Raw genomic sequence first — 16,222 nt, 5'->3', positions numbered from 1 at the left:
TCGCCCTCCACCTGTGTTACACCTGCGGGAAAATCAGCTCCAGTGCCTGGAGGGAATCTTCCCAGTCGGCGCGTTCAAAAATACCCTGTTGCAGAAATGCCTCCAGCTGCGGCCACAGGGCAATCGCTTTATCGAGCATCGGGTCGCTGCCTTTGGCGTACGCCCCGACGCTTACCAGATCGCGGTTGCGCTGGAAGCTGGAGAGCAGTTGTTTGAAGTTACGCACGCGGGCGTAGTGTTGCTCGGTGATCAGGGCCGTCATCGCACGGCTGATCGACGCTTCAATATCAATGGCCGGGTAGTGCCCGGCTTCGGCCAGACGGCGCGACAGCACGATATGGCCGTCGAGGATCGCTCGCGCGGAGTCGGCAATCGGGTCCTGCTGGTCATCGCCTTCGGTCAGTACCGTATAGAACGCGGTGATGGAGCCGCCGCCGCTGATGCCGTTCCCCGCGCGCTCAACCAACGCCGGGAGCTTGGCGAAGACCGACGGCGGGTAGCCTTTGGTCGCGGGCGGCTCGCCGATGGCCAGCGCAATCTCACGCTGCGCCATCGCGTAGCGGGTCAGGGAGTCCATAATCAGCAGCACGTGCTGGCCCCGGTCGCGGAAATCTTCCGCAATACGCGTGGCGTAGGCGGCACCCTGCATACGCAGTAGCGGCGACACGTCCGCAGGCGCGGCGATCACCACCGAGCGGGCGCGGCCCTCCGCACCCAGAATGTTTTCGATGAAATCTTTGACTTCGCGACCACGCTCACCAATCAGGCCAACCACGATAACGTCCGCCTGGGTATAACGCGCCATCATGCCGAGCAGGACCGATTTACCCACGCCGGAGCCGGCAAACAGCCCCATACGCTGGCCGCGTCCCACGGTGAGCAGGGCGTTAATCGGCCGCACGCCGGTATCCAGTACGTGCTCGATTGGGGTGCGTTGCAGCGGGTTGAAGGGTTGGGTGATCAGCGCGCCGGTTTCGGTGGTATCAGGGGAGGGCAGGCCATCAAGCGGTTTGCCGCTTCCGTCCAGCACGCGGCCCAGCAGCGCCGGACCGAGCGGCAGCTGTTTGCCGCTTTGCAGGCCGTCACCGCTGATGTTTTTCGCGTAGACGCGGGCGCCGGGCAAAATCCCTTCCACTTCTTCAAGGGGCATCAGAAACAGGCGCTGACCGTTGAACCCGACCACTTCGCTTTCCACTTCACGCGTCTCCCCCCCGTCCTGACGCTCAATCACGCAGGTGGCGCCGAGCGGAAGTTGCAGCCCCGTGGCTTCCAGGACCAGACCGGTGGCGCGCGTCAGGCGTCCATAACGACGAACGGATGGCAGCTGCGCCATCTTCGTTTCAAAATTATCGAGCGTGTTAAGCCAGCGCGTAAGGCGAGCGGTCATCAGACGACTCCCGGTGCCGCCAGGCGGCACAGTTCCTGCCAGCGGGTCGCGACGCTGGCATCCAGATCGCCCTCATCCGCCGAGACCTTACAGCCTCCGTGATGGAGCGACGGATCGCCGCGCAGCCGCCAGCCGTGCAGGCTCAGCGTCGCGCCGAGGCTCTCTTCCACGCGCTGCAAATCATCAGGATGAACGCGCAGCTGCGGTTTGCCGCTGAACAGGGGCTCCTGCTGGAGCAGGGCCTGGATCTGCTTAATCAGCGCGGCGTTATCCACTACCGGCGTCTGGCCGATCACCTGACGGGCCGCCTCCAGCGCCATCTGCATCAGGCGCGAGGCAATCACGCTGTCGAGCGCATCCAGCGTGTGCTGAAACTCGCTCACCAACTGCTGCATGCGGGCATGCAGCGGCGCCTGCTGCTGGCGCGCCTGCTCGATGCCCTGCTCTAAACCTTTCGCCAGCCCTTCCTGATAACCCTGTGCGTGCCCGGTCTGACGGCCTTCGTTCATCCCGGCGTTGAAGCCCTGCTCGTGCGCCTGCATTTGCATCTGGGCCAGCATCTGGGCGCGCTGTTCCTCTTCACTCAGCTCGGGGATACCCGCCCTGGCGTCGCCCTCGTCGGACGACACAACGGCAGGGGTGAACTCTGCGGTGGGAGGGGAGAGGTCGTCAGGCGTCCAGCGCTTCCACGACAGTTCATCAGACATAGGTGTCGTCTCCGCTGCCAATCACCATCTCGCCGGTTTCTGCCAGACGACGAACAATAAGCAGGATCGCTTTCTGTTCGTTTTCCACCTGAGACAAACGCACCGGGCCACGGTTGGCCAGGTCGTCGCGCAGGATATCGGCCGCACGCTGGGACATGTTGCGCAGGAATTTCTCGCGCAGCGGCTGCTCGGCGCCTTTGAGGGCGATAAGCAGCGATTCGGAGTCCACCTCCTGAAGCAGGCGCTGGATGCTGCGATCGTCCACTTCGACCAGGTTTTCGAACAGGAACATCTCGTCGATAATTTTCTGCGCCAGCTCGCCGTCGAACTCGCGTACCGCCGTAATAACCGCCTCTTCCTGCTGCGTTTTCATCAGGTTGATGATTTCCGCTGCCGTTCTCACGCCGCCCATTTTGCTGCGCTTGAGGTTCTGGCCGTCGAGCAGGTTGTTCAGCACTTCGGTCAGCTCCGCCAGCGCGGCTGGCTGGACGCCGCCGAAGGTGGCGATACGCAGCATCACGTCGTGGCGCAGGCGCTCGTCGAACAGCGCCAGAATATCGGCTGCCTGACCCCGTTTGAGGTGAACCAGAATGGTGGCGATAATCTGCGGGTGCTCGTCGCGAATAAGATCGGCGGCGCTTTGCGGCTCCATAAAGTTGAGCGTTTCGATCCCGCTGGCGGTGTCGCGCGTTTCGAGAATATCTTCCAGCAGGCTGGCGGCGCGCTCTTCGCCCAGCGCCTTAACCAGCACGGAGCGCAGGTATTCGTTGGCGTTGACGTTGAGCGCGGCAAACTGCTCGGCTTCCTGCTCAAACTCCGCCAGCACTTCTGTAAGCTGCTTGTTGGAGATCTGGCGCACGTTGGCCATCGCCGCGCTGAGGATCTGCACTTCTCGCTGGGAGAGGTGTTTAAACACTTCCGCCGCGCGATCTTCGCCAATGGTCATCAGCAGGATGACGCTCTTATCGGTGCCTGTAAGCGTATTACTCATGTTCGTTACCCATCCAACCGCGGATGACCAGCGCGACGACGCGCGGATCGTTATCTGACATTTCGCGAATGCGCTGGCTCATCACCTCTGCGCCCATACGCTGGTTAGCACGGCGCTGCTGCATCTGTTCATCTTTGCTGAGACGAACTTCAACCGCTTCTTCCTCGTCCGGACGCGCGTTCTTCTGTTCCAGCGCGGCTTTCTCGGCTTCAGCACGGCGCTGTAGCTGAGGACGAACGCCCTTACGCCACAGCAGCCACGCGACAATCAGCACCAGCAGCCAGCGGCCTGCGGACATCAGCTGATCGAAGAACGCCTGCTGTTGCCAGAACGGCAGTTCGCCACCGGTCTCATCCACCGGGTTGAACGGTGAGTTCACAACGTTGAGGGTATCGCCACGTTTTTCAGAGAAGCCCATCGCTTCGCGGGTCAAATCTTCGATCTGCTTCATCTGCTCCGCCGTGAGCGGCAGCGGTTTACCGTCCGGCAGCGTTTTGTAATTCACCACCACGGCAACAGAGAGACGCTGAATATCGCCCGTGTTCAGTTTGGTATGGCGGATAGTCCGGTCGACTTCGTAGTTGGTCGTTTCGTTACGGCTGCTGTTACGCGGGCCGGTACTGTTCGCGGTCGAGGTCGTCTGCTGATTCGTTTGCTGACCGTTCTGCGGGTTTGCCGGCGGGGTGGAGATTGGCGCGGCGTTGGCAGGCGCAGGCTGGTTAGAGAGCGCGCCCGGCACACCGCCAGGATACTGGCCGCCGACCTGTTCCGTCTCATTGATCTGACGCGAGCGTAACACGGCGCGGGAGGCATCCCCGTTCGGAGCGTACTGCTCTTCGGTCTGTTCTTTATTCGAGAAATCAATCTGCGCCGTGACCTGCGCGTGTACGTTGCTGCTGCCGACCACCGGGCCCAGAATCGCTTCGATGCGACGCTGGAGACGGCTTTCCACATCCGCGGCGTATTTCAGCTGGGCGTCATTGAGATCGCGCCCTGCGGTGTTGGACTGCGTCAGCAGATGACCACTCTGATCCACCAGCGTAACGTTACCCGGCGGCAGGCCGGCCACCGCACTGGAGACCAGGTGCGTGACGGCGCTGATCTGCCCTTCATCCAGCGCACGGCCAGGTTCGAGGTTAACGGTCACAGAGGCCGAAGGGGACTTTTGTTCGCGGACAAACAGGGACGGCTTAGGCATCGCCAGGTGCACACGGGCACTTTTCACCGGGCCTAAGGTTTCAATCGTACGGGCCAGCTCACCTTCCAGCGCGCGTTGGTAGTTAACCTGCTCGCTGAACTGACTGATGCCGAATTTTTCCTGATCCAGCAGCTCAAACCCAACCGCGCCGCCTTTTGGCAGCCCCTGCTGGGCGAGACGCAGGCGAAGCTCGTGCACTTTATCTGCCGGTACTTCAAGCGCACCACCGTTATCGGCAAAGCGATACGGGATGTTCATCTGGGTTAACTGGGTGACGATGGCACCGCCATCCTGGTCGGAAAGGTTGCTGTAGAGCGTGCGGTAATCCGGGCTTTTTGCCCATAAGACCATCGCGACAACGATCGCAATGGCGGCAGCGCCTGCCACAATCAACGGGATCTTAGGGTTGGCGCGAAGGCGGTTCATCCACTCGAGTGATTTATTCTGTGGCGCTGTCGATGCTGCTGTCGCACTCATTGCGCACCTCTTAAATCCTGGTGGTTTACGTTATTCGTGTAGAGAAACAAAACTGACTCCCGGGTCGGCAAACACGACAAAAGTTCCATACTGATGGCCCTGCCATTATTTGATGATTCGGGATTTTCTATGCGTCAAATAACCTGGTTTTTTAACGCTATTTACCGCCATTATCTTATTGACAAGCTGTTAGTCTTGACCTCGTAAAAAACCATCCAGGGGAGAGTCATGGCTATACAGGGCATTGAAGGGGTACTCAGTCAGTTACAGGCAACGGCGATGACCGCCCGTAATCAGAGCGTGGCTGACCAGCCGCCGGGCGTTAGCTTCGCCGGTCAACTGCATGCGGCGCTGGACCGGATCAGCGACAAGCAAAACGCGGCCCGTACCCAGGCTGAGAGATTTACCCTTGGCGAACCCGGCGTGGCGCTCAACGATGTGATGGCCGATCTGCAAAAAGCGTCGGTGTCATTGCAGATGGGGTTGCAGGTGCGTAACAAGCTGGTGTCGGCATACCAGGAAGTGATGGGCATGCAGGTTTAATCAATACCTATCTTACGCTGGCAGCCTGATGGCTTTAATGCCACAATATTTTTTTCTTCGCATGCAGGAAAGATGATGAAAAAAGTAGCAATTGTGGCTGCGATGCTGACGTTAGCGGGATGTGTTCAGGTAGATAACTATCAGGAAGTGATTAAGCACCCGGTACCTTCGCAACTGGCAGGTTACTGGCAGTCGAAAGGGCCGCAGAGCGCGATGGTGAGCCCGGAAGCGATCGCCACGCTGGTGGTGACGCCAGAGGGGGATACGCTGGATTGCCGTCAGTGGCAGCGCGTTATCGCGGTGCCGGGTAAGATCATGCTGCGTTCAGATGATTATTACAACGTGACCCGTAAGCTGGATGTCTATCCGCTGGAGCGTGATGGGGCGGCGCTGGAGTATGACGGTATGGAACTGTACAAGGTTGACCGTCCAACGGTGGAATGCGCAGATTACCTGAGTAAGAATCCGCTGGAGAGTAAGCTTCCGTAGCGGTAAAAGCAAAACGGCAATCATATTGCCGTTTTTAGGGTTTGCTCCCTCTCCCGGTGGGAGAGGGTCGGGGTGAGGGCATCAGGCCGCACTTTCCCAGCACTACAGCGCGTCCTCAATCACCCAGACGCTGACGCTTCCCCCGTTACAGAAGAACGTCCCTTCGCCATCCGCCGCCGTGGTCACGGTTTCCTCGCGGTTGCCTAAAAAATCACGCCAGGTCTTATTGCCGTAATTTTCCCCGAGGCAGATGGTCTTCTCGCCGTCATCACCATTCGACAGCACCACCACACAGCCCGGGTGCTCCTCAGTCCCGCTGCGGCTGAACGCAATGCAGTTTGGATGATCGAAAAACAGCGTCTGCACGCCGTGGGCAAAACGCTGCCGGGCGAGGATCAGCTCGTGGAGCTGTTCAATCACCGGCATATCGATGTGATACGTCTCGCCATCCCCGCCGGTGTCGTCATAGCTGGCGCCAAAAAGATCCGGATAGAACACGCTCGGCACGCCGTTTTCACGCAGCAGGATGAGCGCGTAGGCCAGCGGTTTGAACCAGGCTTCAACCGGGGCTTCCAGCGCCTGCAAGGGTTGGGTATCGTGGTTGGCTACCAGGGTCACGGCATGGAACGGATCGGCTTCCACTAGCGTACCGGTGAAAATCTGGCTCATATCGTAGTCGCGTCCCTGGCGTGACGCTTCGTGAAATTTCATTTGCAGCGGCGCATCAAACAGCATGGTTTTGCCGTCCACCTGATTGATGTAGTGCTGCAATTTATCCACTTCGTGAGACCAGTATTCCGCCACAATAAACAGCGGCTGCGGGGCCACCTCCTGGACGTGCTCAATCCACTCTTTATAGAACCAGGCCGGGATGTGTTTTACCGCGTCCAGGCGGAAGCCGTCGCAGTGGGTTTGCTCCATCACCCAGCGCGCCCAGTATTTGATCTCCTCCGTCACCGCATGGTTGCGAAAATCAATATTTTCACCCATCAGGTAATCGAAATTGCCCATCTCGTCGTCGACCTGATCGTTCCAGCCTTCGCCGGTGTAGTCGTTCACGATTTTGAAGATACCGTCCTCATTGGGGTTTTCAATGTGGTCGATACCGCTGAAGCATTTGTAATCCCAGATGAATTGCGAATACTGCCCGGCCCGAACGGGGAAGGTGTAACGCGTCCAGGCTTCGCATTCGATGATCTCATCGCTGATTTGGGTGCGATCCTGAGCATCCACACGCTGCACGCGGACGGGTTCCTTTTCATCGGCCCCCATTTTATGGTTGACCACCACGTCCAGAAGCACCGCAATCTGGTTGCTTTTTAAGGCGTTGATGGCCTCCAGCAGCTGGGCTTTATCGCCGTATTTGGTGGCGACGCTGCCTTTCTGGTCAAACTCACCGAGGTCGAAAAGGTCATAAGAGTCATACCCGACGGAATAGCCGCCGGATGCCCCTTTGTATGCCGGCGGTAACCAGACCATATTGATGCCGATTTCGTTCAGGTTGGGGGCTAATGCCGTGACTTCTCGCCACAGTTCACCGCCGGTGGGGTAGTACCAGTGAAAACATTGTAAAAGTGTTGGGTTGCGCATGCACCATCTCCATGAGGTCGCGAAACTCAAGTATGGAGCAGGTTTGGCAGAAATGCCTGGCGAACGAAACGGTTAACGTTTGCCCGCCAGTTAAATGGCTAATTAATATCGCTATTACTTTGCGGAACCAGGACATGACCGCCCTGGTTACCGTAGGTGGAGAGAACGGTTTTCTGGATGGAGGATTGCCCAACCAGCTTCGCCAGTTCATCCATTCTGGCTTGCAGCAACGTTTTTACCTGGCCTTCGTTGTCCAGGATCACCCGCAGCGTCGGGCGAAGCTGCTCCTGAATCTGCATCGAAGGTTCACTTTCCTGAGTGAGACGAGCCAGTGAGTGCACCGCATTAACATAGTCGGTTTCACAGATGATCAGATCATCCCATAGTCCCTGCCGGGCCAGTCGCAACATCAACTGGCTCTGCTCAAGGAGTTGCTGATAAAGGGCATAAAGTTGCGGTGCGTTACTCATTAGACGGCGTCCTGCATCAGTTGTGGCGTACCGGCAACCTCCTTCCACCCGTCAGCGATATTGCGCAGCAAGTTTTCCACCTCTTCGATGGCGCTGGCGTCGTTATTCACGTTGGCGTGCAGGAGGCGACGTACCATATAGGCATAAAGGGCAATCAGGTTTTGCGTAAGCTCATCACCGTTATTTTCCACCAGGCCAACCTTCAGCCCGTTTTCGATAATGTTGATGGCTTTTGAGAGCGCCAGCCCTTTTGCCGGGATATTACCGTCTGCCAGGAACAGACGCGCGCGTACCAGCGCGCTGAGGGCTCCATCAAATAGCATGATAACCAGCTGCTGCTGGCTGGCGCTCATCACCGCGCTTTCAACTTCTATCTTTGCGTAGGCTTGCGTGCCTTTTGCGCCGTACATGTTATCCCCCTCGGGTCTGATTAGCGTTTACTACTTGTTGCTGGACGTATTTTCGAACTGCTGCGTCAGGTAGCTGCTGGTGTTGTTCAGCGAGGTCATCAGTACGTCCAGCTGGGTAAACTGGGCTTTGTACTGCGCCACTCTCGCGTCAATACGTTCGCTCACGGCGTTATATTGATCCGTTAACTTGTTCAGCGTTTTGCTGACGCCATCTTTGGCCGCCTGGATAATGCCTTTACTGGAAAGCCAGTCAGTCAGATGGGTGGCCATGGTGGTAGTGATCCCGGTGGTTTTACCGTCACCCACAACCAAATCTTTCACGGCAGACGGGTTATCCGTCAGCGCTTTTTTCAGCTTGTCGCTGTCCAGCTCCAGCTTGCCCGTGCTTGGATCGGAGGTAATGCCGACCTGAGACAGCGTTTTATAGGCGGTTCCGCCGACGGAGTTGCCCAGCATGGTTTTCAGCTGCGTCTGGATAGTACGCAGCGTACTGTCTCCGAGCAGGGCACCGTTGCTGGAATCCTGCGCATCTGTACCCGCATCAACCGCCGTATATTTGGTTAATGATGCAAAGCTGTCCTGAAGGGTGTTGTAGGCATCCACCCAGGCTTTCATCGCCGTTTCCGCTTTCGATGTATCTTTAGCGATCGTCAGCGTCTGGTTACCGGTGGTGACATCGTTCAGGTTCAAGGTGATATCTTCCAGCGCATCGCTGATGGTGTTGCTGCTATTTTCGATATCGACGTTATTCACCTTCAGCTTGGCGTTCTGCGCGGTGACGCTTTCTGTCATGCCGTTGCTGGCGTCGGTGCTGGTGCCGTTGTAACCCATAAAGGATTGCAGGGCGCTGTCGCCGCTCACGCTGATGCTGACCGCGTTGTCCGCCCCGGTTTCGGTGGAGGTGATGGACAGACGATACTGACCATTACCGACGTTAATAATACTGGCGGTCACGCCGGCGTCAGCTTTGTTAATCGCATCGCGAATGCCGGTCAGCGAGGAGTTTGCCGCGCTGATATCGACGGTCACCGGATCTTTACCGTTACCGGCGGTAAAGGTGATCTTGCTGTCAGCCGTGGCAATGGCCGTTTTGGTATCCGGCTGCGCGTTTTTGGTCGTCAGGGTTTGCGCCTGCGCCAGCTGCGACACGCTGATGGTGTATTTACCGGCAATCGCGCTGCCGGTAGTGGTGGCGCTGAATGCCGTGGTACTGCTCGACGTGCTGGTCGCTGTAAACAGGTCGGCTTTATTCAGCGCGGTGTTGGCGGTCTGAAACGCTTCCAGTGAACTTTTCAACGTGCCGTAAGCGCTCAGCTTGGCGGTATACGATGTCTGTTGTTTGGAAATTGGCGTCAGCTGTGCTTTTTCGGCCGTGGTCAGACTATCCAGAATGTCTGCTAACTTAAGACCCGAACCAATCCCCAATGATGAAATACTTGCCATATTTATTCCTTAATCTATCGACACGTAGAACGAATAGTGGGGTTATCGGCCTTAATGGGGGAAAGTTTACGGTTAATTTCTTTTTTTTAATGGCGGGAATAACGGTAATAGAGAAGAGCTTTTCCGTGGCTAAAAAAATTAACGCGATCCTGAAAAAATATCTAAAGGTTGGTTTGGACCAGACGATAACACCTTTGACGGCGATGAAGCCGAAGGGTGGAAACCCAAATCTAACCAAACAGATTTGATGAACAACAGGAATCGAAATCATGGCACAAGTCATTAATACCAACAGCCTCTCGCTGATCACTCAGAACAACATCAACAAGAACCAGTCCGCTCTGTCTTCTTCTATCGAGCGTCTGTCTTCTGGTCTGCGTATCAACAGCGCGAAAGATGACGCTGCGGGCCAGGCTATCGCTAACCGCTTCACCTCTAACATCAAAGGCCTGACTCAGGCTGCACGTAACGCTAACGACGGTATCTCTCTGGCGCAGACCACTGAAGGCGCGCTGTCTGAAATCAACAACAACCTTCAGCGTGTTCGTGAACTGACCGTTCAGGCAACGACCGGTACTAACTCTGATTCTGACCTGTCTTCAATCCAGGACGAAATCAAATCCCGTCTGTCTGAAATCGACCGTGTATCTGGTCAGACTCAGTTCAACGGCGTGAACGTACTGGCTAAAAACGGTTCTATGGCGATTCAGGTTGGTGCGAACGACGGCCAGACTATCAACATTGACCTTCAGAAGATTGACTCTTCTACTCTGGGGCTGAATGGATTCTCCGTTTCAGGTCAGTCGCTTAAAGTTAGTGATACCATCACTCAAATTACCGGCGCAGCGGGTGTTAAACCTGTAGCCGTAGACCTTAGCGCTGTCGCAGGAGATCTTTCTTCTGCTACAGGCAAGACCATTGATGCATCCAGCCTGACATTACATAACACCTTAGATTCAAACGGTGTGGCAACTGATCAATTCGTCGTTAAGTCAGGAAGTGATTTCTATTCAGCTTCAATTAATCATGGAACTGGTGCAGTTACCTTAAACAAAGCTGATGTTGAATATAAAGATACTGATAATGGTCTCACGACTGCTGCTACTCAGGCGAAACAGCTTATTAAGGTAGCGGCAGACAAAGATGGCAATGCTGCTGGTTATGTAACGTTCCAAGGTAAAAATTACGCTACTACCGTTGCGACAGCTCTTGATGACGATAACTCCGTTACCTCTGATGCTAATAAAGTTGTAGTTGAACTTTCTACTGATACCCCAACTGCACAATTCGCTGGCGCATCTACTGCGGATCCACTGGCTCTGCTGGACAAAGCAATCGCGTCCGTAGACAAATTCCGTTCTTCACTGGGTGCGGTTCAGAACCGTCTGAGCTCTGCCGTAACCAACCTGAACAACACCACCACCAACCTGTCTGAAGCGCAGTCCCGTATTCAGGACGCCGACTATGCGACCGAAGTGTCCAACATGTCTAAAGCGCAGATCGTTCAGCAGGCCGGTAACTCCGTGCTGTCCAAAGCTAACCAGGTTCCTCAGCAGGTTCTGTCTCTGCTGCAAGGCTAATCGCCTGATTACGCTTAAACCCCGCTTCGGCGGGGTTTTTTCTGTCCGCATTTACGCGTAACCCCCCAAATAACCCCTCATTTCACCCACTATTCACCCGATTAAAACCCCTCCAGAATCGGATAATCATGCCGATAACTCAACTAACGCAGGGCTGTTTATCGTGAATTCACTCTATACCGCTGAAGGTGTAATGGATAAACACTCGCTGTGGCAGCGTTATGTTCCGCTGGTGCGTCACGAAGCATTGCGCCTCCAGGTGCGTTTGCCGGCGAGCGTGGAACTGGACGATCTGCTACAGGCGGGCGGTATCGGGTTATTGAATGCAGTTGACCGGTACGACGCTCTGCAAGGAACGGCATTTACGACTTACGCAGTGCAGCGTATTCGTGGTGCGATGCTGGACGAGCTGCGCAGCCGCGACTGGGTGCCGCGCAGCGTTCGCCGCAACGCGCGCGAAGTGGCGCATGCGATGGGGCAGCTGGAACAGGAGCTGGGGCGCAACGCGACGGAAACCGAAGTAGCGGAGCGTCTGGGCATTCCTGTTGAAGAGTATCGCCAGATGTTGCTCGATACCAATAACAGCCAACTCTTCTCTTATGATGAGTGGCGCGAAGAGCATGGCGATAGCATCGAGCTGGTGACGGATGAACATCAGCAAGAAAACCCGTTACACCATTTACTGGAAGGGAATTTACGCCAGCGCGTGATGGAAGCGATCGAAGCTTTACCGGAACGTGAGCAACTGGTGTTAACCCTCTATTACCAGGAAGAGCTCAATCTCAAAGAGATTGGCGCCGTGCTGGAGGTGGGCGAGTCTCGGGTGAGCCAGCTGCACAGCCAGGCCATTAAACGCCTGCGCACAAAACTGGGTAAGTTATAGGTGAGTCATTCGCCTTGGAAATGCCGCACAACGTATTGACAACCAGGAGTTATCATGACGGTGCAGCAATCTAAAAGACGGCCTTTAAGCCGCTACCTGAAAGACTTTAAACACAGCCAGACGCATTGCGCCCACTGTAAAAAATTACTCGACCGCATCACGCTGGTTCGTCGCGGTGAAATCGTGAATAAGATTGCGATTTCCCGCCTCGACACGCTGATGGATGAAGCCGCCTGGCTTGAAGAGCAAAAAGAGTGGGTAGCGCTTTGCCGTTTCTGTGGCGATCTCCATTGCAAAGAGCAAAGCGACTTCTTCGATATTATCGGCTTCAAGCAATTCCTGTTTGAACAAACGGAGATGAGTCACGGCACCGTGCGTGAATACGTGGTTCGCCTGCGCCGCCTGGGTCAGCATTTGACCATGCAAAATATCTCCCGCGATCTGCTGACGACCGGATACCTGGATGAAAATCTGGAACCCTGGTTGCCCGCCACCAGTACCAATAATTACCGCATCGCGCTGCGAAAGTACGCGCAATATAAAGTCCAGATGCCGGGCGTCATAAAGCAGAAAGTCCGCGCCGGAACAACTTCTGATATATATTAAAAAAGAATAAGATGTAGCGCAGCCGCCTTTGACGTTGCAGGCGATTTCTCTACACTACTCAAAAATTCCACTGTATCGGGGTACTTATGAAATTAGCACTTCTGGGTCGTCAGGCGCTGATGGGGATGATGGCCGTTGCGCTGGTCGCGGGGATGAGCGTGAAAACGTTCGCGGCAGAGAATCTGCTCAACAAAGTTAAAGAGCGCGGCACGCTGCTGGTTGGGCTGGAAGGAACCTATCCTCCGTTCAGCTTCCAGGGCGACGACGGTAAACTGACCGGTTTTGAAGTGGAGTTTGCGCAGGAGCTGGCAAAACACCTCGGCGTTAAAGCCTCCCTGAAACCCACCAAATGGGACGGGATGCTGGCGTCACTGGATTCCAAACGTATTGACGTGGTGATTAACCAGGTAACCATTTCTGACGAGCGTAAGAAGAAGTATGACTTCTCCACGCCGTACACCGTGTCCGGTATTCAGGCGCTGGTGAAGAAAGGTAACGAAGGCAGCATCAAGTCCGCAGCGGACCTGAAAGGTAAGAAAGTCGGCGTCGGTCTGGGCACCAACTACGAAGAGTGGCTGCGGCAGAACGTGCAGGGCGTGGACATCCGTACCTACGATGATGACCCGACGAAATACCAGGATCTACGCGTAGGCCGTATTGACGCCATTCTGGTTGACCGCCTGGCAGCGCTGGATCTGGTGAAGAAAACCAACAATACCCTGGCTGTCGCGGGTGATGCGTTCTCCCGTCAGGAGTCCGGCGTGGCGGTGCGTAAAGGTAACGAGGATCTGCTGAAAGCCATCGATGGCGCCATTGCTGAGATGCAGAAAGACGGCAGCCTGAAGGCGCTTTCTGAGAAGTGGTTTGGTGCAGACGTGACGAAATAAGTCTCTGACTGACAAAAAAAGGCGCTTTTAAAAGCGCCTTTTTTATTTCTCGCGCGTCTGCGTGCATAATGAAATAACAATTGTTTGCGTGACCGGAGGAACCATGTCACTACAGAATTTAACGCGCTTTCCCCGTCTGGAATTTATCGGCGCACCCACGCCGCTGGAGTATCTGCCGCGATTTTCTGACTACCTGGGGCGCGATATATTCATTAAGCGTGACGATGTGACGCCCATGGCGATGGGCGGAAATAAGCTGCGCAAGCTGGAGTTTCTCGCCGCCGATGCTCTGCGTGAGGGGGCGGACACGCTGATCACCGCCGGGGCAATTCAGTCTAACCACGTTCGCCAGACGGCGGCAGTGGCGGCGAAGCTGGGACTCCACTGCGTAGCCCTGCTGGAGAACCCGATCGGGACGCAGGCAGAGAATTACCTGACTAACGGTAACCGTTTGCTGCTGGATCTGTTCAACGTGCAGGTTGAAATGGTCGACGCGTTGACCGACCCGGCTGCACAGCTCGACGAGCTGGCGACGCGTCTGGAAGCGCAGGGTTTTCGTCCGTACGTGATCCCGGTTGGCGGCTCGAATGCGCTGGGTGCCCTCGGCTATGTTGAGAGCGCGCTGGAAATCGCTCAGCAGTGCGAAGGCGCGGTGAGTTTATCCTCGGTGGTGGTGGCGTCCGGCAGTGCGGGGACCCATGCTGGTTTAGCGGTCGGGCTTGAGCAACTGATGCCGGAGGTCGAGCTGATTGGCGTGACGGTTTCCAGAAGCGTTGCGGAACAGAAGCCGAAAGTCGTCACCCTGCAACAGGCGGTGGCTGAACAGCTTGCGCTTCAGGCGAAGGCGGAAATACTGCTGTGGGATGACTATTTCGCGCCGGGCTATGGCACCCCCAATGATGAAGGGATGGAGGCGGTTAAGCTGCTGGCCCGTCTCGAAGGTATTCTGCTTGACCCGGTCTATACCGGCAAGGCAATGGCGGGCCTGATCGACGGCATCGCCCGCAAGCGCTTTAAGGATGAAGGACCCATTTTGTTTGTTCATACTGGCGGGGCGCCTGCGCTGTTTGCCTATCATCCTCATGTCTAAAAATCAGGTAGAAAAATAATAATGCAAGAAAGTATTCAACTGGTTATTGATTCGCTGCCGTTCTTGCTTAAGGGCGCGGTGTTTACTTTACAGCTCAGTATCGGCGGGATGTTCTTCGGGCTGGTGCTCGGGTTTGTGCTGGCACTGATGCGCATGTCGAACATCTGGCCGGTGCGGTGGCTGGCGCGGTTTTACATCTCCGTGTTCCGCGGAACGCCGCTTATCGCCCAGCTGTTTATGATTTACTACGGGCTGCCACAGTTTGGTATTGAGCTGGATCCGATCCCGGCGGCGATGATTGGCCTGTCGCTGAATACCGCGGCGTACACCTCTGAAACGCTGCGTGCGGCGATCTCCTCCATCGATAAAGGACAGTGGGAAGCGGCGGCCAGTATCGGGATGACCCCGTGGCAGACGCTGCGCCGGGCGATCCTGCCCCAGGCGGCGCGCGTGGCGCTGCCGCCGCTGAGCAACAGCTTTATCAGCCTGGTGAAAGACACCTCGCTTGCGGCGACCATTCAGGTGCCGGAGCTGTTCCGTCAGGCGCAGCTGATCACCTCGCGCACGCTGGAAGTGTTTACCATGTATCTGGCGGCCTCGCTGATTTACTGGGTGATGGCGACGGTACTGTCCGCTCTGCAAAACTATTTTGAAAACCAGCTTAACCGCCAGGAGCGTGATCCAAAATGAGTGCAATTGACGTCAAAAACCTGGTGAAAAAATTCCATGGACAAACGGTGCTGCATGGCATTGATCTTGAGGTTGAGCAGGGCGAAGTGGTAGCAATTATCGGCCCGAGCGGGTCAGGCAAAACCACGCTGCTGCGCAGCATCAATTTACTGGAGCAGCCCGAAGGCGGGACGATCCGCGTGGGTGATATCACCATTGATACCGGGAAACCCATCAGCCAGCAAAAAGGGCTGATTCGCCGCCTGCGCCAGCATGTCGGCTTCGTGTTCCAGAGCTTTAATCTCTTTCCGCACCGCACGGTGCTGGAAAACATTATTGAAGGGCCGGTCATCGTCAAGGGGGAACCTAAGGAAGACGCGACGGTCCGCGCCCGCGAGCTGCTGGCGAAGGTTGGGCTGGCAGGGAAGGAGACGAGCTATCCGCGTCGCTTATCTGGCGGGCAGCAGCAGCGTGTCGCCATTGCGCGCGCGCTGGCGATGCGCCCGGATGTGATCCTGTTTGACGAACCCACGTCCGCGCTCGATCCTGAGCTGGTCGGGGAAGTACTGAACACGATCCGACAGCTGGCGCAGGAGAAACGCACGATGGTGATTGTGACGCATGAAATGAGCTTCGCTCGCGACGTTGCCGATCGGGCTATTTTCATGGATCAGGGGAGAATAGTTGAGCAGGGGCCGGCTAAAGCGCTGTTTGCCAATCCGCAGCAGCCCCGAACCCGTCAGTTCCTTGAAAAATTCTTAATGCAGTAGCATTTTAGCGTTCAATTTGCTCCAGATGCCGC

17 protein-coding genes are annotated in these 16,222 nt (G+C 56.1%); 9 read left to right on the top strand and 8 right to left on the bottom strand.

Annotated elements, in window-relative coordinates; translation table 11 throughout:
- Positions 1–16 precede the first annotated feature (16 nt).
- Genes fliI through fliF form a run of 4 tightly spaced genes read right to left on the bottom strand, consistent with a single transcriptional unit; the run spans position 17 to position 4,760 of the window.
- The gene (gene fliI / locus IMQ56_RS07775) at positions 17–1,387 is read right to left on the bottom strand and encodes a flagellar protein export ATPase FliI (protein ID WP_017693144.1); all 1,371 of its coding nucleotides are present in this window, start codon (positions 1,385–1,387) and stop codon (positions 17–19) included.
- On the bottom strand, positions 1,387–2,094 hold the full coding sequence (gene fliH / locus IMQ56_RS07770) for a flagellar assembly protein FliH (protein WP_045348800.1): 708 nt from the start codon (positions 2,092–2,094) through the stop codon (positions 1,387–1,389). Before fliH ends, fliI begins: the two co-directional genes overlap by 1 nt.
- Positions 2,087–3,085: a flagellar motor switch protein FliG gene (fliG, locus tag IMQ56_RS07765; protein WP_003859608.1), complete on the bottom strand. Its 999-nt coding sequence runs from the start codon at positions 3,083–3,085 to the stop codon at positions 2,087–2,089. Before fliG ends, fliH begins: the two co-directional genes overlap by 8 nt.
- A complete protein-coding gene (gene fliF, locus IMQ56_RS07760) occupies positions 3,078–4,760 on the bottom strand; it encodes a flagellar basal-body MS-ring/collar protein FliF (RefSeq protein ID WP_017693146.1) in 1,683 nt (560 codons plus the stop codon). The genes fliG and fliF overlap by 8 nt, the downstream gene beginning before the upstream one ends.
- 228 nt (positions 4,761–4,988) lie before the next feature.
- Here fliF and fliE point away from each other — a divergent pair, with 228 nt between their 5' ends.
- Together fliE and yedD are read left to right on the top strand one after the other, a co-directional pair.
- On the top strand, positions 4,989–5,303 hold the full coding sequence (gene fliE / locus IMQ56_RS07755) for a flagellar hook-basal body complex protein FliE (protein WP_003859612.1): 315 nt from the start codon (positions 4,989–4,991) through the stop codon (positions 5,301–5,303).
- A 75-nt stretch (positions 5,304–5,378) separates the two neighbouring features.
- Positions 5,379–5,792, top strand: coding sequence for a lipoprotein YedD (gene yedD / locus IMQ56_RS07750; protein ID WP_003859613.1), 414 nt, complete (start codon positions 5,379–5,381; stop codon positions 5,790–5,792).
- Positions 5,793–5,894: 102 nt separating this feature from the next.
- On the opposite strand, the gene amyA is transcribed toward yedD, so the two are convergent.
- The 4 genes from amyA to fliD form a co-directional block, all read right to left on the bottom strand.
- On the bottom strand, positions 5,895–7,382 hold the full coding sequence (gene amyA / locus IMQ56_RS07745; RefSeq protein ID WP_003859614.1) for an alpha-amylase: 1,488 nt from the start codon (positions 7,380–7,382) through the stop codon (positions 5,895–5,897).
- A 98-nt stretch (positions 7,383–7,480) separates the two neighbouring features.
- The gene (fliT, locus tag IMQ56_RS07740; RefSeq protein ID WP_006811148.1) at positions 7,481–7,852 is read right to left on the bottom strand and encodes a flagella biosynthesis regulatory protein FliT; all 372 of its coding nucleotides are present in this window, start codon (positions 7,850–7,852) and stop codon (positions 7,481–7,483) included.
- Entirely contained in the window at positions 7,852–8,262 is a 411-nt protein-coding gene (gene fliS, locus IMQ56_RS07735) for a flagellar export chaperone FliS (RefSeq protein ID WP_003859616.1), read from the bottom strand. The genes fliT and fliS overlap by 1 nt, the downstream gene beginning before the upstream one ends.
- 30 nt (positions 8,263–8,292) lie before the next feature.
- On the bottom strand, positions 8,293–9,705 hold the full coding sequence (gene fliD / locus IMQ56_RS07730; RefSeq protein WP_017693218.1) for a flagellar filament capping protein FliD: 1,413 nt from the start codon (positions 9,703–9,705) through the stop codon (positions 8,293–8,295).
- Between the two features lie 269 nt (positions 9,706–9,974).
- Between fliD and IMQ56_RS07725 the strand changes: the two genes are divergently transcribed.
- The 7 genes from IMQ56_RS07725 to tcyN all read left to right on the top strand — a co-directional run bounded on the left by IMQ56_RS07725 (position 9,975) and on the right by tcyN (position 16,190).
- Positions 9,975–11,285, top strand: a complete 1,311-nt coding sequence (locus IMQ56_RS07725) for a FliC/FljB family flagellin (RefSeq protein ID WP_045328696.1) — start codon at positions 9,975–9,977, stop codon at positions 11,283–11,285.
- Positions 11,286–11,448: 163 nt separating this feature from the next.
- A complete protein-coding gene (locus IMQ56_RS07720; RefSeq protein ID WP_003859623.1) occupies positions 11,449–12,168 on the top strand; it encodes an RNA polymerase sigma factor FliA in 720 nt (239 codons plus the stop codon).
- Between the two features lie 54 nt (positions 12,169–12,222).
- The gene (gene fliZ, locus IMQ56_RS07715; protein ID WP_015570235.1) at positions 12,223–12,774 is read left to right on the top strand and encodes a flagella biosynthesis regulatory protein FliZ; all 552 of its coding nucleotides are present in this window, start codon (positions 12,223–12,225) and stop codon (positions 12,772–12,774) included.
- Between the two features lie 86 nt (positions 12,775–12,860).
- Positions 12,861–13,661 carry a cystine ABC transporter substrate-binding protein gene (gene tcyJ, locus IMQ56_RS07710; protein WP_003859627.1) on the top strand — a complete coding sequence of 267 codons (801 nt, stop codon included), beginning with the start codon at positions 12,861–12,863 and terminating at the stop codon, positions 13,659–13,661.
- A 103-nt stretch (positions 13,662–13,764) separates the two neighbouring features.
- Positions 13,765–14,751, top strand: a complete 987-nt coding sequence (gene dcyD / locus IMQ56_RS07705) for a D-cysteine desulfhydrase (RefSeq protein ID WP_017384480.1) — start codon at positions 13,765–13,767, stop codon at positions 14,749–14,751.
- Positions 14,752–14,772: 21 nt separating this feature from the next.
- Positions 14,773–15,441 carry a cystine ABC transporter permease gene (tcyL, locus tag IMQ56_RS07700; protein WP_003859632.1) on the top strand — a complete coding sequence of 223 codons (669 nt, stop codon included), beginning with the start codon at positions 14,773–14,775 and terminating at the stop codon, positions 15,439–15,441.
- Entirely contained in the window at positions 15,438–16,190 is a 753-nt protein-coding gene (gene tcyN / locus IMQ56_RS07695) for an L-cystine ABC transporter ATP-binding protein TcyN (protein WP_003859634.1), read from the top strand. The genes tcyL and tcyN overlap by 4 nt, the downstream gene beginning before the upstream one ends.
- Positions 16,191–16,222 lie beyond the last annotated feature (32 nt).

Source organism: Enterobacter sp. Res13-Sevr-PEC09-46, assembly GCF_015672585.1.
Lineage (GTDB): Bacteria > Pseudomonadota > Gammaproteobacteria > Enterobacterales > Enterobacteriaceae > Enterobacter > Enterobacter hormaechei_C.
This window is presented reverse-complemented; position numbering and strand designations above follow the sequence as displayed.

Coding starts and splice junctions, on each gene's coding strand:
- fliI (WP_017693144.1), bottom strand. CDS start 1,387: ATGACCGCTCGCCTTACGCGCTGGCTTAACACGCTCGATAATTTTGAA.
- fliH (WP_045348800.1), bottom strand. CDS start 2,094: ATGTCTGATGAACTGTCGTGGAAGCGCTGGACGCCTGACGACCTCTCC.
- fliG (WP_003859608.1), bottom strand. CDS start 3,085: ATGAGTAATACGCTTACAGGCACCGATAAGAGCGTCATCCTGCTGATG.
- fliF (WP_017693146.1), bottom strand. CDS start 4,760: ATGAGTGCGACAGCAGCATCGACAGCGCCACAGAATAAATCACTCGAG.
- fliE (WP_003859612.1), top strand. CDS start 4,989: ATGGCTATACAGGGCATTGAAGGGGTACTCAGTCAGTTACAGGCAACG.
- yedD (WP_003859613.1), top strand. CDS start 5,379: ATGAAAAAAGTAGCAATTGTGGCTGCGATGCTGACGTTAGCGGGATGT.
- amyA (WP_003859614.1), bottom strand. CDS start 7,382: ATGCGCAACCCAACACTTTTACAATGTTTTCACTGGTACTACCCCACC.
- fliT (WP_006811148.1), bottom strand. CDS start 7,852: ATGAGTAACGCACCGCAACTTTATGCCCTTTATCAGCAACTCCTTGAG.
- fliS (WP_003859616.1), bottom strand. CDS start 8,262: ATGTACGGCGCAAAAGGCACGCAAGCCTACGCAAAGATAGAAGTTGAA.
- fliD (WP_017693218.1), bottom strand. CDS start 9,705: ATGGCAAGTATTTCATCATTGGGGATTGGTTCGGGTCTTAAGTTAGCA.
- IMQ56_RS07725 (WP_045328696.1), top strand. CDS start 9,975: ATGGCACAAGTCATTAATACCAACAGCCTCTCGCTGATCACTCAGAAC.
- fliZ (WP_015570235.1), top strand. CDS start 12,223: ATGACGGTGCAGCAATCTAAAAGACGGCCTTTAAGCCGCTACCTGAAA.
- tcyJ (WP_003859627.1), top strand. CDS start 12,861: ATGAAATTAGCACTTCTGGGTCGTCAGGCGCTGATGGGGATGATGGCC.
- dcyD (WP_017384480.1), top strand. CDS start 13,765: ATGTCACTACAGAATTTAACGCGCTTTCCCCGTCTGGAATTTATCGGC.
- tcyL (WP_003859632.1), top strand. CDS start 14,773: ATGCAAGAAAGTATTCAACTGGTTATTGATTCGCTGCCGTTCTTGCTT.
- tcyN (WP_003859634.1), top strand. CDS start 15,438: ATGAGTGCAATTGACGTCAAAAACCTGGTGAAAAAATTCCATGGACAA.